The sequence below is a fragment of the Pseudomonas sp. NPDC087615 genome, from assembly GCF_044743445.1.
Taxonomy (GTDB): Bacteria; Pseudomonadota; Gammaproteobacteria; order Pseudomonadales; family Pseudomonadaceae; genus Aquipseudomonas; species Aquipseudomonas baetica_A.
Genome location: NZ_JBIUWM010000046.1, coordinates 11,094 through 27,648, shown reverse-complemented (window position 1 = coordinate 27,648; position 16,555 = coordinate 11,094). Strand labels below are relative to the sequence as shown.

14 protein-coding genes are annotated in these 16,555 nt (G+C 60.1%); 5 read left to right on the top strand and 9 right to left on the bottom strand.

What is annotated here, in order from left to right; genetic code table 11:
- Positions 1-3,243, bottom strand: a 3,243-nt coding sequence (gene purL / locus ACIOU6_RS20845) for a phosphoribosylformylglycinamidine synthase (protein ID WP_401138767.1), incomplete at its 3' end; no start/stop codon positions are given.
- Positions 3,244-3,528: 285 nt separating this feature from the next.
- Here purL and mltF point away from each other — a divergent pair.
- The gene (mltF, locus tag ACIOU6_RS20840; RefSeq protein ID WP_221729909.1) at positions 3,529-4,989 is read left to right on the top strand and encodes a membrane-bound lytic murein transglycosylase MltF; all 1,461 of its coding nucleotides are present in this window, start codon (positions 3,529-3,531) and stop codon (positions 4,987-4,989) included.
- A 66-nt stretch (positions 4,990-5,055) separates the two neighbouring features.
- On the opposite strand, the gene pdxJ is transcribed toward mltF, so the two are convergent.
- From pdxJ to lptF, 8 genes are all read right to left on the bottom strand, one after another.
- Positions 5,056-5,799 carry a pyridoxine 5'-phosphate synthase gene (pdxJ, locus tag ACIOU6_RS20835; RefSeq protein ID WP_221729910.1) on the bottom strand — a complete coding sequence of 248 codons (744 nt, stop codon included), beginning with the start codon at positions 5,797-5,799 and terminating at the stop codon, positions 5,056-5,058.
- A 46-nt stretch (positions 5,800-5,845) separates the two neighbouring features.
- The gene (gene recO / locus ACIOU6_RS20830; protein WP_221729911.1) at positions 5,846-6,535 is read right to left on the bottom strand and encodes a DNA repair protein RecO; all 690 of its coding nucleotides are present in this window, start codon (positions 6,533-6,535) and stop codon (positions 5,846-5,848) included.
- A 169-nt stretch (positions 6,536-6,704) separates the two neighbouring features.
- Positions 6,705-7,607, bottom strand: a complete 903-nt coding sequence (era, locus tag ACIOU6_RS20825; RefSeq protein WP_221729912.1) for a GTPase Era — start codon at positions 7,605-7,607, stop codon at positions 6,705-6,707.
- Positions 7,600-8,289: a ribonuclease III gene (gene rnc / locus ACIOU6_RS20820; RefSeq protein ID WP_221729913.1), complete on the bottom strand. Its 690-nt coding sequence runs from the start codon at positions 8,287-8,289 to the stop codon at positions 7,600-7,602. Before rnc ends, era begins: the two co-directional genes overlap by 8 nt.
- Positions 8,290-8,458: 169 nt before the next feature.
- On the bottom strand, positions 8,459-9,313 hold the full coding sequence (gene lepB / locus ACIOU6_RS20815; protein ID WP_221729914.1) for a signal peptidase I: 855 nt from the start codon (positions 9,311-9,313) through the stop codon (positions 8,459-8,461).
- A 9-nt stretch (positions 9,314-9,322) separates the two neighbouring features.
- Complete coding sequence (lepA, locus tag ACIOU6_RS20810) at positions 9,323-11,119, bottom strand: translation elongation factor 4 (RefSeq protein WP_221729915.1); 1,797 nt, start codon at positions 11,117-11,119, stop codon at positions 9,323-9,325.
- A 172-nt stretch (positions 11,120-11,291) separates the two neighbouring features.
- Entirely contained in the window at positions 11,292-12,353 is a 1,062-nt protein-coding gene (gene lptG / locus ACIOU6_RS20805; protein WP_221729916.1) for an LPS export ABC transporter permease LptG, read from the bottom strand.
- Positions 12,346-13,467: an LPS export ABC transporter permease LptF gene (gene lptF / locus ACIOU6_RS20800; RefSeq protein ID WP_401138766.1), complete on the bottom strand. Its 1,122-nt coding sequence runs from the start codon at positions 13,465-13,467 to the stop codon at positions 12,346-12,348. Before lptF ends, lptG begins: the two co-directional genes overlap by 8 nt.
- Before the next feature lie 308 nt (positions 13,468-13,775).
- Here lptF and ACIOU6_RS20795 point away from each other — a divergent pair, with 308 nt between their 5' ends.
- The 4 genes from ACIOU6_RS20795 to ACIOU6_RS20780 all read left to right on the top strand — a co-directional run.
- A complete protein-coding gene (locus ACIOU6_RS20795; protein WP_221729918.1) occupies positions 13,776-15,266 on the top strand; it encodes a leucyl aminopeptidase in 1,491 nt (496 codons plus the stop codon).
- 60 nt (positions 15,267-15,326) lie between these two features.
- On the top strand, positions 15,327-15,755 hold the full coding sequence (locus tag ACIOU6_RS20790; protein ID WP_221729919.1) for a DNA polymerase III subunit chi: 429 nt from the start codon (positions 15,327-15,329) through the stop codon (positions 15,753-15,755).
- An 8-nt stretch (positions 15,756-15,763) separates the two neighbouring features.
- Positions 15,764-16,159: a DNA polymerase III subunit chi gene (locus ACIOU6_RS20785; protein WP_401138765.1), complete on the top strand. Its 396-nt coding sequence runs from the start codon at positions 15,764-15,766 to the stop codon at positions 16,157-16,159.
- A gap of 203 nt (positions 16,160-16,362) precedes the next feature.
- Positions 16,363-16,555, top strand: a 193-nt coding sequence (locus ACIOU6_RS20780; protein WP_401138764.1) for a class I tRNA ligase family protein, incomplete at its 3' end; no start/stop codon positions are given.

The window sequence follows — 16,555 nt, the reverse complement described above, 5'->3', positions numbered from 1 at the left end:
GTTGCCGTACTGCGTGAGCAGGGCGTCAACGGTCGCGTTGAAACCGGCGCGGTCGAACGCTGCCGCCATTTCCACCTGACCGTTGACGCCCTGCTCACGCAGTACGGCAACCTGTGGGCGGATGCCTTTTTTGATGTAAGGCGCGGCGACATCCTGGTTGACGTCGTAGCTCAGCTTGACGCTCAGGCCCGGGTTGTCTTCTTCCAGCAGCACGTCGAACTCTTGTTCGGCGCAGTCGGCGTTATCACGCAGACGCTGGATCTGGTAGCTGGTCTCGGCCCACTGACGTTGCAGCAGACGACGCTGGCCTTCGAACACGGTGTCACCGTTGAAGGTGATGTTGATCTGGCCATTGTTGATCGGCTGACCGATCACCGAAACACAGTCGCCCAGACCGGCCGCGCTGAACTGCGCGAGGATGTCTGGCGTGGCGTCCTGACGAACCTGAATCACGGCACCCAGTTCTTCGTTGAACAGGATGGCGGCGATTTCAGCGGAGCTTTCGGCAACGCTGTCCAGGTTCAGACTCAGACCGCAGTGGCCGGCGAAGGCCATTTCCACCACGGAGGTCAGCAGACCACCGTCGGAACGGTCGTGGTAAGCCAGCAGGTGACCGTCGGCGTTGAGGCCCTGGATCACGGCGAAGAAGGCTTTCAGGTCTTCGGCGTCATCGACGTCCGGCGCGTGCTTGCCGAGTTTGCCGTGCACCTGAGCAAGGATCGAGGCGCCCATGCGATTCTGCCCGCGACCGAGGTCGATCAGGATCAGGTCGGTGGTGCCCTTGTCCATGCGCAGTTCCGGGGTCAGGGTCTGACGGATGTCAGCCACTGGCGCGAAACCGGTCACGATCAGCGACATCGGCGAGGTCACGGTTTTTTCTTCGCCGTTGTCGTTCCAACGGGTGGCCATGGACATCGAGTCCTTGCCCACCGGAATGGTGATACCCAGCTCAGGGCACAGTTCCATACCGACCGCTTTCACGGTGTCGTACAGACGTGCGTCTTCACCCGGGTGACCGGCAGCGGACATCCAGTTCGCCGACAGTTTGATGTCGGAGAGCTTGTTGATGCGCGAAGCGGCAATGTTGGTCAGGGTTTCGCCGATGGCCATGCGGCCCGACGCCGGAGCGTCCAGCAGCGCCAGCGGAGTCCGCTCGCCCATCGCCATGGCTTCACCGGTATAGACGTCGAAACTGGTGGCGGTGACGGCCACGTCGGCGACCGGAACCTGCCATGGGCCGACCATTTGGTCACGGGCCACGAGGCCGGTGATGGTGCGGTCACCGATGGTGATCAGGAAGCTTTTGCTCGCCACGGCCGGGTGATGCAGAACACGTTCGATGGACTCGGTGATGTCGAGGTTCGACGGATCGAAGTCATCGCCCAGCTCGGCTTCACGCACCACCGAACGGTGCATGCGCGGGGCTTTGCCCAGCAACACTTCCAGTGGCATGTCCACCGGGTTATTGCCGAAGTGGCTATCCGTGACAGTAAGCTGCGGCTCGGCGGTGGCTTCACCGACTACCGCGAATGGGCAACGCTCGCGTTCGCAGATCGCCTGGAAGCGCTCGAAGTCTTCCGGGCCAACGGCCAGCACGTAGCGTTCCTGGGATTCGTTACTCCAGATTTCGTGCGGGGCCATGCCCGGCTCGTCGTTTGGAATGTTGCGCAGTTCGAAACGGCCACCGCGGTCGCCGTCGTTGACCAGTTCCGGGAAGGCGTTGGACAGACCGCCCGCCCCCACGTCGTGGATGAAGCTGATCGGGTTCTTGTCGCCCAGTTGCCAGCAACGGTCGATGACTTCCTGGCAGCGACGCTCCATCTCAGGGTTTTCACGCTGTACGGAAGCGAAGTCCAGATCCGCCGAGCTGGTGCCCGTGGCCATGGAGGAAGCCGCACCGCCACCCAGACCGATCAGCATCGCTGGGCCGCCGAGTACGATCAGTTTGGAACCGACGACGATCTCGCCTTTCTTGACGTGTTCTTCGCGGATGTTGCCCATGCCGCCAGCGAGCATGATCGGCTTGTGGTAACCGCGAACTTCGTCACCGTGCGGGGTGGTGATCGATTGTTCAAAGGTACGGAAATAACCGGTCAGGGCCGGACGACCGAATTCGTTGTTGAACGCGGCGCCGCCGAGCGGGCCTTCGATCATGATGTCCAGCGCGGTGACGATGCGCTCAGGCTTGCCGTACGGCACTTCCCACGGCTGTTCGAAGCCCGGGATTTGCAGGTTCGACACGGTGAAACCGGTCAGGCCAGCCTTAGGCTTGGCGCCACGACCGGTTGCACCTTCGTCACGGATCTCGCCACCGGAACCGGTGGATGCGCCCGGGAACGGGGCAATCGCGGTTGGGTGGTTGTGGGTTTCAACCTTCATCAGGATGTGCACCGGCTCCTGCACCGCGCCGTACTGGCGGGTCTCAGGGTTCGGGAAGAAACGGCCGGCAACGTTGCCGACGATCACCGAGGCGTTGTCCTTATAAGCCGACAGAACGCCTTCGCTGTGCATCACGTAGGTGTTCTTGATCATGCCGAACAGGCTTTTTTCCTGGCTCTGACCATCAATATCCCAACTGGCGTTGAAGATCTTGTGGCGGCAGTGCTCGGAGTTGGCCTGGGCGAACATCATCAGTTCGATGTCGTGCGGGTTGCGCTGCAAACCGTTGAAGGCGTCGACCAGGTAGTCGATCTCGTCTTCGGCCAAGGCCAGGCCCAGCTCGGTGTTGGCTTTTTCCAGCGCGGCGCGACCGCCGCCGAGGATGTCGATCGCGGTCAGCGGCTTCGGCTCGGCGTGGCTGAACAGGCCGGCAGCCTGTTCGAGGTTGGCCAGAACGATCTGGGTCATGCGGTCATGCAGGACATCGGCAATCTGCTGTGCTTGGGCGTCGCTGAACTGACCGGCCACGTAGAACGCGATGCCGCGCTCCAGGCGCTGGATCTTGCTCAGACCGCAGTTACGAGCGATGTCGCTGGCCTTGCTCGACCATGGCGAGATGGTGCCAAAACGCGGCAACACCAGGAACAGACGGCCGGTCGGCTCTTGAACCGGAACACTTGGACCGTACTTCAGAAGGCGCGCAAGCACCTGCTGTTCGTCGCCGGTCAGGACGCCGGTGACTTCGGCGAAGTGAGCGAATTCAGCATACAAGCCACTGACAGCCAGAACCTTCTGGCTCAGTTGCTCACCGAGTTGGCCGTGGCGACCCGCAGAAAGGGCAGGAGCGCCGCGCAGGATCAACATCTTCGGGACAGCCTCGGGAAGGGGTGTGCTTTGAGGCCGTGCATTCTAGCCTAAACCGCCCTCAACATCACCCGAAACGCTACGCACGGTTGCACCCGGACGTCGATCTGTGTTTCTGATTCGCAAGTCAAATTTACCCAGCCCGCGACAACGGCTTATTTTTGCTGTAACAAAATGCCCGGCAGGCCCGTTTCTGTGGGGTTTCGCTCGGTTTTGTGATCGCTAGCAGACAAGCCCTGCACTGTCGAGATATGGCGCCCGCGGTCCTTTGCGTATACTGCGCAAATGTTTTTCCCAAAGGCTTTGCGTCCGCGGTACGCCAAATGGCTGATCGCAACCGGACTCTTCCTGTTGCTCGGTGGCTGTGTTGATAAACCCAACACACTCGAGCGCGTAAAGGAGGATGGTGTGCTGCGGGTGATTACCCGAAACAGCCCCGCCACCTACTTTCAGGATCGCAGCGGTGAAACCGGCTTCGAATACGAGCTGGTGAAGCGCTTTGCCGAAGATTTGGGTGTCGAGCTTAAAATCGAGACTGCCGACAACCTTGACGACCTCTTCGACCAGATCGGCAAACCGAACGGCCCGGTCCTGGCTGCCGCCGGGCTGGTCAGCAGTGACCAGCGCAAGAAACAGGTGAGGTTTTCCCACGCCTACCTCGAAGTCACCCCACAGATCATCTATCGCAACGGCCAGTCACGGCCCACCGACGCCGGTGACCTGGTGGGCAAGAAGATCATGGTGCTCAAGGGCAGCACCCACGCCGAGCAACTGGCCGAACTGAAACAGAAATACCCCGCCATCGAATACGAAGAGTCCGACGCGGTTGAAGTGGTCGACCTGTTGCGCATGGTTGATGAAGGCCAGATCGACCTGACCCTGGTCGACTCCAACGAAGTGGCAATGAACCAGGTGTACTTCACCAACATCCGCGTGGCCTTCGACCTCGGCGATGCGCGCAGCCAGAGTTGGGCCGTCGCACCGGGCGAAGACAACAGCCTGCTCAACGAGATCAACAGCTATCTGGACAAGGTGCAAAAGAACGGCACCCTGCAACGCCTCAAAGACCGCTATTACGGGCATGTCGACGTCCTCGGCTACATGGGCGCCACCACGTTCGCCCAGCACTTGCAGCAACGCCTGCCCAAATACGAACAGCACTTCAAGACCTATGCCAAGAAAGAGAAAGTCGACTGGCGCCTGCTCGCGGCCATCGGTTATCAGGAATCACTGTGGCAACCGACGGTCACCTCGAAAACCGGCGTACGCGGGCTGATGATGCTGACCCAGAACACCGCTCAGGCCATGGGTGTGTCCAACCGACTCGATCCGAAGCAGAGCATCATGGGCGGCGCGAAGTACCTGGCTAACATGAAGGATCAGCTCGACGATTCGATTCAGGAGCCGGATCGCACCTGGTTTGCCCTGGCGGCGTACAACGTCGGCAGCGGTCATCTGGATGACGCCCGCAAACTGGCCTCCAAAGAAGGCCTGAACCCGAACAAGTGGCTGGATGTGAAGAAAATGCTGCCGCGCCTCGCGCAGAAGCAGTGGTACAGCAAGACCCGCTATGGCTACGCCCGGGGCGGCGAGCCGGTGCATTTTGTCGCAAACATTCGTCGCTACTACGACATCCTCACTTGGGTGACCCAGCCGCAGCTTGAAGGTGATCAGGTGGCTGAAGGCAACCTGCATGTACCGGGGATCGACAAGTCCAAACCGACTCAAGAGCCAGCCCCGCTCTAGCCCAGATACCTTCAATCAAATGTGGGAGCCAGCCTGCTGGCTCCCACATTGGTTTTGCGATGAGGCTTAAGCTTTTGCAGCCGCCAGAATCAGCGCTTTCATTTCAGAGACGGCAGACTTGAAGCCAACGAACAACGCATGCGCCACCAGCGCATGGCCGATGTTCAGCTCGTTGATGCCCTTGATCGCGGCCACCGCCTCAACGTTGTGGTAATGCAGACCATGACCGGCATTGACGATCAACCCCTGAGCCAGACCAAACGCCACACCGTCCGCCACTCGCTTCAGTTCTTCAGCGACGTCGGTCGGGGTTTCGGCATCGGCATAACGCCCGGTGTGCAGCTCAATGGCCGGCGCACCGACGCGCTTGGAGGCCGCAATCTGACGCTCGTCGGCATCGATGAACAGCGACACCTCGCTGCCGATCTTCGACAGACGCTCAACCGCCGCTTTGATGCGTTCTTCCTGCCCTGCCACATCCAGACCGCCTTCGGTGGTCAGCTCCTGACGGGTTTCCGGGACCAGGCAGATGTGCGCAGGACGGATGCGTTCGGCAAACGCCATCATTTCTTCGGTGACGCCCATTTCGAAGTTCATGCGGGTTTGCAGCACGTCCTTGAGCAAAAGTACGTCGCGCTCCTGAATGTGCCGACGGTCTTCGCGCAGATGCACCGTGATGCCATCGGCGCCCGCCTCTTCCGCGTCCAGCGCAGCCTTGACCGGATCCGGGTAACGCGTGCCACGGGCCTGACGCAGGGTGGCGACGTGGTCGATGTTCACGCCAAGAAGAATGCGATTGCTGGTGGTCACGGATGCGCTCCTGAATGGAAAGATTCGGCGCACAGCATACACGGGGCTAGGGCTTGCGAAACAGCTCGCGACTGACCAGAGGGCGACCGCCGAGGTGAACAGCCAAGGCCTGACGCATCAAACGCTTGGCGGCGGAGAGTGCGCCGGGAGCCGACCAGTCGGCTTCGGCCATGGCGAGTAATTCAACGCCGTTGAACAGGCCGGGTTGCAGCAAGTAAACGCGCTCAAGGCCGGCGTCCACTTGCAGACGGTAGAGACCATCGGGCGCAACAGGCTCGCCGTGAATATCGGTATTCATGGAGAAGCCGTAGCCGAGGTCATCGAGCAGACGCCATTCGAAAGAGCGCAACAACGGTTCCAGCGGCCGGCCTTCGGCCAGAGCCAGCAGGGTTGCTGCGTAGTGATCGAACACCGCCGGGTGCGGATCTTCGGCAGGCAGCAGGCGGATCAATAGCTCGTTGAGGTAAAGACCGCTGAACAGCGCCTCGCCATTGAGCCAGGCGCAGGTGCCGGCACTTTCCATGCGCCCGACATTCTTCAACTCGCCCTTGCCGCGAAACTCGACTTCCAGCGCCACGAACGGCCGCGCCAACGTCCCGGCCTTGCCCCGCGCACTGCGCAGCACCGCTCGCAGCCGACCTTGCGGCGTGAGGAAGTCCACCAACGCGCTGGTTTCGCGGTAGGCGCGCGAATGCAGGACGTAGGCGCGTTGGGCAGGAGGTGGGGTTTGCGACATGGAATTCTCGATGAAGAAACGCGGTTTTACTCACAACCCAAAACTACTGTGGGAGCGGGCTTGCTCGCGAAAGCGGTGAATCAGTCGAAGTGTATGTCGACTGACACTGCGCATTCGCGAGCAAGCCCGCTCCCACAGGGGGGTTCTCTGGAGTATCAGAAAACCGGTATTACAGGTCGCCGTAACCCAGCGAACGCAGCGCACGCTCGTCGTCGGACCAGCCGCCCTTCACCTTGACCCACAGGTTGAGCATGATCTTGGAGTCGAACAACAACTCCATGTCCTTGCGCGCTTCGGTGCCGATGCGTTTGATGCGCTCGCCCTTGTCGCCAATGATGATCTTCTTCTGGCCGTCACGTTCGACGAGGATCAGCGCATGGATGTGCAGGGTCTTGCCCTGCTGCTTGAACTCTTCGATTTCGACGGTGATCTGGTATGGCAGCTCAGCGCCCATCTGGCGCATGATTTTCTCGCGCACCAGTTCAGCGGCAAGAAAACGGCTACTGCGGTCAGTGATCTGGTCTTCGGGGAAGAAGTGATCGTTTTCCGGCAGGTGATCGGCAATCACCTTTTCCAGCGCGTCGAGGTTATGCCCGTGCTGCGCCGAAATCGGGATGATCTGCGCGTTCGGCAGCTGTTCCTGCAACCAGCTCAGGTGCGGCATCAGCTCGGCTTTGTCTTCGATGCGGTCGGTCTTGTTCAGTGCGACGATCAGCGGGCCGGTCACGTATTGCACACGCTCCAGCACCATCTGGTCTTCTTCGGTCCACTTGGTGCGATCGACCACGAAGATCACCACGTCGACGTCTTTCAACGCCGCCGAAGCGGTCTTGTTCATGTAACGGTTCAGCGCCTTTTCGCCACCCTTGTGCATGCCGGGGGTGTCGACGTAGATCGCCTGCACGCCACCCTCGGTCTTGATCCCGAGCATGTTGTGACGAGTGGTTTGTGGCTTGCGCGAGGTGATCGCCAGCTTCTGACCAAGAATGTGGTTCAGCAGCGTGGACTTGCCCACGTTGGGACGGCCGACGATGGCAACGTAGCCACAGCGAGTTGCGTTTGTATCAGTCATTGCCATTCTCCACGCCCAGGGCAATCAGTGCTGCGGCGGCCGCTACCTGTTCGGCAATACGACGGCTCACACCCTGACCTCGGCTTTTTTCATTCAGTAAGACAACTTCGCACTCGACGAAGAAGGTTCGGCAGTGCGGCTCGCCCTGGATATCCACCACCTCGTAACGAGGCAGGTCGCAACCGCGTGATTGCAGGAATTCCTGCAGGCGGGTCTTCGGATCCTTGTTGGTGTCGACCAGGGTCAGACCTTCGAACTCACCCGCCAGCCAGGCCAGTACGCGCTCGCGAGCCATGTCCATGCCGGCGTCGAGGTAAATCGCACCGATCAAGGCTTCGAGGGCATCGGCCAGAATCGATTCGCGACGGAAACCGCCACTTTTCAACTCGCCGGAACCCAGACGCAGATAATCACCCAGGTCGAAACCGCGAGCCAGCACGGCCAGCGTCTCACCTTTCACCAAGCGTGCGCGCAAACGCGACAACTGGCCTTCACGGGCGAGCGGGAAGCGATCGAACAGCGCCTCGCCCGCAACGAAGTTGAGGATGGCATCACCGAGGAATTCCAGGCGTTCGTTGTTACGCCCGGCGAAACTGCGGTGTGTGAGGGCCAGGAGCATCAGCTCCTGATCCTTGAAGGTGTAACCGAGCTGACGCTCGAGACGGCTTAATGAGGCGCTCACGGTTTACCCACGCTGAGATCAAAGCTGGATTCCACCGCCATCGCCGGGGTACGGCGCAGGCCTGGGACAATTAACGCTGTGTTCAAAAATTACATCCTGGCTATTGCGAAGCCGATTGTGTCGACTCCAGAAATGCATTCGGCGCTGTGGTCAACAGCGCCGTGTGTGATTACTTGATCAGGCCAACCCGCGAGAAATTCGGCAGGTGGCTGAGTTTCGGTTCCGGCCAGCTCATCCAGACTGCAAAGGCCTTGCCGACGATATTCTGGTCGGGAACCATGCCCAACATGTCCTTGGGAATGTTTGGATCATCCCAGTAGCGACTGTCGTTCGAGTTGTCGCGGTTGTCGCCCATCATGAAGTAGTGCCCGGCCGGCACGGTCCACGAATGATCCGGGGTCGCGCGGTAGCGGCTCATTTCCTTGCGGATCAAGTGCTCGGCGGCGCCGAGTTTTTCCTGGTAGAGCTCAGCGCTGCCCAAGGTGCCCGGCTCGGAGCCAACCAACTGCTCGGCAATCGATTCGCCATTGACGAACAGACGCTTGTCAGCGGTGTAACGCACTGTGTCGCCCGGCAGGCCGACTACACGCTTGATGTAGTTGACGCTCGGGTCGCTTGGGTAGCGAAACACCATCACGTCGCCCCGCTGCGGATCACCGACTTCGATGATTTTCTTGTCGATCACCGGCAGGCGGATCCCGTAAGAAAACTTGTTCACCAGAATGAAGTCGCCGACATCCAGGGTCGGCTTCATCGAACCGGACGGGATCTGGAACGGCTCCACCAGGAACGAACGCAGCACCAGCACGATGAACAACACCGGGAAGAACGACTTGCCGTATTCCACCAGCAGCGGCTCTTTGTTCAGTTTCTCAACCACCACCACATCGGGCTGGCTGACACTGCCTTGATAAGAGGCAATGGCAGCGCGCCGACGCGGCGCGAGGATCAACAGATCAAGCAACGCCAACAGGCCGCAGACGAACACGGCGATGACCAGCAACAGCGGGAAATTTAGTGACATAGGACCTGACTATTCCAACCTGAGCACGGCGAGGAAGGCTTCTTGTGGAATTTCCACGTTGCCGACCTGCTTCATGCGTTTCTTACCGGCCTTTTGCTTCTCGAGCAGTTTTTTCTTACGGCTGACGTCACCACCGTAGCATTTGGCCAATACGTTCTTTCTGAGCGCCTTGACGGTTGTCCGTGCAACGATCTGACCGCCAATGGCGGCCTGGATGGCCACGTCGAACATCTGTCGCGGAATCAGTTCTTTCATCTTCTCGGTCAACTGGCGACCTTTGTAGTGCGAGTTGTCACGGTGCACGATCAACGCCAGAGCATCGACCTTGTCGCCGTTGATCAGCACGTCCAGTTTCACCAGATTAGCCGATTGGTAACGATCGAAATGGTAGTCCAGCGAAGCATAGCCGCGGCTGGTGGATTTGAGACGGTCGAAGAAGTCCAGTACCACTTCGTTCATCGGCAGGTCGTAAGTGACTTGCACCTGATTGCCGAGGAACAGCATGTCGACCTGTACGCCGCGTTTCTCGATGCACAGGGTGATGACGTTGCCCAGGTGTTCTTGCGGAACCAGGATGTTGGCACGCACGATCGGCTCGCGCATGTCTTCGATGGCCGAGACATCCGGAAGCTTGGACGGGTTGTCGACGTAAATCGTTTCGCCGGTTTTGAGCACCAGTTCGAAGATTACCGTCGGCGCCGTGGTGATCAGGTCCAGGTCGTATTCGCGCTCCAGGCGCTCCTGGATGATTTCCATGTGCAGCATGCCGAGGAAGCCGCAACGGAAGCCGAAGCCCAGTGCGTCGGAGCTTTCCGGGGTGTATTGCAGCGACGAGTCGTTGAGGGTCAGCTTCTGCAGCGCTTCGCGGAAATCTTCAAAATCGTCGGAGCTGACCGGGAACAGACCGGCGTAAACCTGTGGCTGGATGCGTTTGAAGCCCGGCAGTACCGGAACATCCGGGGTGGAGCTGAGGGTCAGGGTGTCACCGACCGGAGCACCGTGGATGTCCTTGATGCTGGCGATGATGAAGCCCACTTCACCGGCCTTCAGGTCAACCGTGGCGGTGTGTTTCGGATTGAACACGCCGACGCTGTCGACCAGGTGGATCTTGCCGGTGGATTTCACCAGGATCTTGTCGCCCTTCTTCACACGGCCGTGGCGCACGCGAACCAGGGAGACAACGCCCAGATAGTTGTCGAACCAGGAATCGATGATCAACGCTTGCAGCGGATCTTCGATGTTGCCGGTCGGCGCAGGAATAGTGTGCACCAGACGCTCGAGCACTTCGTCGACACCCAGGCCGGTCTTGGCGCTGCAGGTGACGGCGTCGGCGGCGTCGATGCCGATGATCTTCTCGATCTCGTCCTTGACGCGGTCCGGTTCGGCCTGTGGCAGGTCGATCTTGTTCAGGACCGGCATGACTTCAAGGCCCTGCTCGATCGCGGTGTAGCAGTTGGCCACGGACTGGGCTTCAACACCTTGACCGGCATCGACCACCAGCAAGGCACCTTCACACGCAGCCAGGGAACGGCTGACTTCATAGGTGAAGTCGACGTGGCCCGGGGTGTCAATGAAGTTCAGCTGGTAGGTGACGCCATCTTTGGCTTTGTAATAGAGGGTAACGCTGTGGGCCTTGATGGTGATCCCGCGTTCACGCTCCAGATCCATGGAATCCAGTACCTGGGCTTCCATTTCACGCTCGGCCAGGCCGCCGCACATCTGGATGAAGCGATCGGCCAGCGTCGACTTGCCATGGTCAATGTGGGCGATGATGGAGAAATTGCGGATATGACTCAAATCACTCACGGATCAACACTCAAAAAGGCTGCAGGCTTGGCCCGCCGAAAAATAGCCGGGAATTGTACCTGATACACGGCGCAAGCGTCACGTTCACCTGTCACCCGGATTGCATACAAAAACGCCCCGATCGGTTGATCGAGGCGTTTTCAGGGTTAAACGGCGGATGAAAGCTTGTTCATCAACCCGCTCGTCGCAGCAGCCAGACACCGGCCAGCGCACAGACTCCGGCCGGCACCAGCACCGCGAACAGCGGTGAGAAACCGAATACCAGGCTCGATGGGCCGAGCAAATCCTGAACGATGCGAAAGGTGAAGCCGACCAGCACGCCAGTGAAGACACGCTGACCCAAGGTCACCGAACGCAGCGGGCCGAAGATAAAGGAAATGGCCATCAATACCAGTGCGGCGGTGACCAATGGCTGCAACACCTTGACCCAAAATGCCAGCCAGTAACGGCCGTTGCTCAGGCCCTGCTCCGCCAGATAGTGGATGTAACCCCACAGGCCGGTGATTGACAGCGATTCCGGAGCCATGACCACTGTGCTCAGCAATTGCGGGCTCAGGGACACGTCCCAACGCTCAGTGGGCGTGTTTACAACCTCGGTGCTGCGGTCATGGAAAACGGTGGTTGCAACGTCGGTGAGTTCCCAGTGATCTTTATCGAACTCGGCCTTTTTGGCGAAGCTCGAACTCAGCAGATGGCGCTCTTTGTCAAAGCGATAGCGCGTCACGCCATACAACAGGCCATTGGGTTGAACGGCGTTGATGTGAATGAACTCTTCACCCTGGCGGTGCCACATACCGTGCTTGGCGCTTTGCGCGTCGCCACTGCCCTGAGCCAGCGAGCGGTTGGCCTGGGCCATGCTTTCGGTGGCCGGGGCAACGTACTCACCGATCAGCACGCCGGCCAGCATCAGCACCAGCATCGGCTTCATCACCGCCCAGACGATCCGGCCGATGGACACGCCGGCAGCGCGCATCACGGTCAGTTCACTGCTGCTGGCCAGACTGCCGAGGCCGATCAGGCAACCAATCAACGCTGCCATCGGCAGCATTTCATAGAGCCGGCGCGGCGCGGTCAGCAAAACGAACCCCAGGACATCAACCAGGGTGTAGGTATCGCTGACGTCGCCCATCTCATCGATAAAGGCGAACAGGGTCGCCAGACCGAGAATGATTGCCAGCACGGCGATGATCGCCATGAAGACGCTGCTGCCGATATAGCGGTCGAGTTTAACCACGGGCCACCTCCAGTGCAGCGGCGCGACGGCTGGCCATCTTCAGGCGCAGCGGCTCCCAGTACAGCAGGCCGATACCGATGAACAGGAAGATCGCATGCACCCACCACAAGCCGAGGGCGGGTGGAATCTTGCCTTTTTCAAGGGCGCCGCGGGCGGCAATCAGGATGGTCAGGTAAGCCATATAAAGAAGAATCGCCGGCAGCAACTTGAGGAAACGCCCTTGACGCGGATTGACTCGCGACAGCGGCACCGCCATCAGGGTCACGATAAACACCAGCAACGGCAGGGACAGACGCCATTGCAGTTCGGTTTTGGAGCGGATGTCATCATTGCCCAGCAAGGTCGATGTCGGCATCGCATCGCGGTCAGTGACTTCTTCGCTGACGTCCGGCTTGGGCAGCAAAACGCCATAGATTTCGTAATGGATGGCGCGGTAATCGGCCAGCCCTGGGCTGCCGTCATAACGATAGCCGTCTTCGAGAATCAGATAGCGATTGCCGTCAGGACGAACTTCCTGACGCCCCTTCTCGGCCACCAGTACGGAAATCCCGCGATCCTTCTGATCGGCGCCGAGGTTCTTCTGCGAGATAAACACGCTGCCCAGATTGACGCGGTCATCGCTCAGCGTTTCGGTGTAGGTCACGCGGGTGCCATCACGCAGAGCCTGGAAGCGACCTGGCTCGAGCGTATCGAATTCGGTGAGCGCGTCCTGCTTGTTGAGCAGCAACTGGAACTGGTTGGCACCTTGCGGGGCCAGGCCCAGGCTCAGCCATGCCACGACCAGTGCAACCAGGGTGGCCGGAAACAGCGTGATGCGAAACAGCTTCTGCTGGCTCATGCCGGTGGCCGAGAGCACGGTCATTTCGCTTTCGAGGTACAGGCGACCGTAGGCCAGCAGGATCCCGAGGAACAGGCCCAGCGGCAGAATCAGTTGCATGAACCCCGGCAGACGATAGCCCATGATCAGGAACAGAGAACCCGGATCGAGCTGGCCGGCAGCGGCCTGAGCGAGGTATTTGATGAAGCGACCGCTCATGATGATGACCAGCAGCACAGCACTCACAGCGCTGAGGGTCAACAGGACTTCGCGGGACAGATAACGGAAGACGATCAAACCAGACACTCCAGGGTTGTCAGGCTAAGGCGGCCAAACAAGCAAACACATCAACCGGCCCGCAAGGCAGAGCCGTCGAAAAAAGATGCGGCATTATCCTGTGATTGAGGGCGCCTGTCACTGCGCACACTCATCCGTGGGTGCAATCGGTTGAAGATCGTACAACCGAGGGTTGTCAGGCGCGGTGAGCGAGGTTCAAACTGCGGCCCTTGTCGCAGGCCTTGGCCTGCGCCTCTTCTATCTATAAGCAGGCGACTGCGAACACCGTCGAACGCCTGTGTGTTGATCATTCATTCAGGGATCCGGACATGGAACTGGTTGTAAAAAGCGTTAGCCCAGAAACGTTGAAAACCGCCACCCTGGTGGTTGCCGTCGGTGAAGGCCGCAAGCTCGGCGTCGCCGCCAAGCAGCTCGATGAACTGAGCGGCGGCGCGATCAGCGCCGTACTCAAGCGTGGCGATCTGGCCGGCAAAGTCGGCCAAAGCCTGCTGCTGCACAGCCTGCCGAACCTCAAAGCCGAGCGCGTGCTGCTGGTCGGTGTGGGCAAGGATGAAGAACTGGGCGACCGCCCGCTGCGCAAAATCGTTGCCGGCATCCTCAACACGCTGAAGGGCCTGGGCGGCAGTGATGCCGTACTGGCGCTGGATGAAATCATTGTCAAAAACCGCGACAGCTACGGCAAAACCCGTCTGTTGGCAGAAACCCTGCTGGACGGCGAATACACCTTCGACCAGTTCAAGAGCCAGAAAGCCGAACCGCGCGCCCTGAAGAAAATCACCCTGCTGACCATCAAGGCTGCCCAGGCCGAAGTGCAGCGCGCCGTGACTCACGCGACTGCAATCGCGAACGGCATGGCCTTTACCCGTAATCTGGGCAACCTGCCGCCGAACATCTGCCACCCGACGTTCCTCGGCGAACAAGCCAAGGATCTGGGCAAAGCGTTCAAGGATCTGAAAGTCGAAGTCCTCGACGAGAAGAAGATCAAGGCGCTGGGCATGGGTTCGTTCTACGCCGTCGGCCAGGGCAGCGCCCAACCGCCGCGCCTGATCGTCATGCAATACAACGGTGGCAAGAAATCCGAGAAGCCATACGCACTGGTCGGCAAAGGCATCACCTTCGACACCGGCGGTATCAGCCTGAAGCCGGGCGCCGGCATGGACGAAATGAAGTACGACATGGGCGGTGCTGCCAGCGTCTTCGGTACCGTGCGCGCCGTGCTCGAGTTGAAGCTGCCGATCAACCTGGTGTGCATCCTCGCCTGCGCCGAAAACATGCCGAGCGGCAATGCCTCGCGTCCGGGCGACATCGTCACCACCATGAGCGGCCAGACCGTGGAAATCCTCAACACCGACGCCGAAGGCCGTCTGGTGCTGTGCGACGCCCTGACCTACTCCGAGCGCTTCAAGCCGCAAGCGGTGATCGACATCGCCACCCTGACCGGCGCCTGCGTCGTGGCACTGGGTGCACACACTTCCGGCCTGCTGGGCAACAACGACGAACTGATCGAGCAACTGCTCAGCGCCGGCAAAACGGCCGACGACCGTGCCTGGCAACTGCCACTGTTCGATGAGTATCAAGAGCAACTGGACAGCCCGTTCGCCGACATCGCCAACATTGGTGGCCCGAAGGCCGGCACCATCACAGCGGCTTGCTTCCTGTCGCGCTTCACCAAGAACCTCAACTGGGCGCACCTGGACATCGCCGGCACCGCATGGACCAGCGGCGGCAAGGACAAGGGCGCCACCGGCCGTCCGGTGCCACTGCTGACCCAGTACCTGCTCGATCGCGCCAAAGCCTGAAACCGCTGACGGGCGGCGGCGTCACTTTAGGGTGACGCCGTTTGCCGCTCTGGAACCGCAATGACCAAAGTCGACTTTTATATCCTGCCCAGCGCCGATCCCTCGGCACGCTTGGACTTTGCCTGCAAGCTCACTGAAAAAGCCTGGCGCATGGGCCACCGCATCTACCTGCATTGCAGCGATGCCGCTCAGCGTGACGATCTAGATGCTCGCTTGTGGGCGTTCAAGGGCGAAACCTTCGTGCCCCACGGCCCGGCCGACAGCGAACCAGACGGTTTGATCGTGCTGGGACTGGGCGCTGACTGCGGCGAGCATCAGGATCTGCTGGTCAACCTCGACCTGAAAGTCCCGACTTTCGCCAGCAAATTCGCCCGGGTGGCGGAAGTGGTGGTAGAAGATCCAACCATACGAGCGGCTGCGCGGGAGAGTTTCCGTTTCTACCGCGAACAGGGCTATCCTCTGCAAGATCACCGTTTACAGCGACTCTGAGCATTCCGATGGACACTCCGAAACCGCAGCAAAAGTCCGCACACTTGCTGGACGATCTTGAATCGATCCGCCAGTTGCTCGGCGATGACAACCTGCAACCGCCGCTGCTGACCGACACGGTCGACGACGGTGAACAGGAACAGATTCCGATGCTGTTCGACTCAGCCGGCACCGAGCCGCCAGCCGTCGAGCCCCCACCCACTCCCTCTGCGACACCTGCCGCGCAACCTTCGGCGACCATCGACAAAGGCCCGGATGCGCTGCTGCACCTGGACAGCGAACTGCGCGCCGCCGCACAGTTGATCATGCAAGACGTGATCGACGACTTCGCGCCCCACATCGAAACCGAAATCAAACGCCGCCTCGATGCACGGATGGAACGGTTGCTTAGCCAGTACGAATAACGCCCACCACCCCCTGAGGGAGCCAGCCTGCTGGCGATGGCAACACCGAGGTTTTCCCGCAGAACCGCAGTGATGCTATCGTCAGCAGGCTGGCTCCGACAGTTTAGATCTCCAGCGGCACCTCCCCCCGCTCGCCCTCGGCCCCATGCCCCGCTATACTTCCCGGCTTTTCCTGAATAAATGCCAATAGGGTCCCGCCGCGCATGGATAAGACCTACCAGCCGCACGCCATTGAAACTTCCTGGTACAACACCTGGGAGTCCGAGAACTATTTCGCACCGCAAGGCGCGGGCGATTCCTACACCATCATGATCCCGCCGCCGAACGTCACCGGCAGCCTGCACATGTGGCACGGTTTCAACAACGCGATCATGGACGCCCTGATCCGTTTCCGCC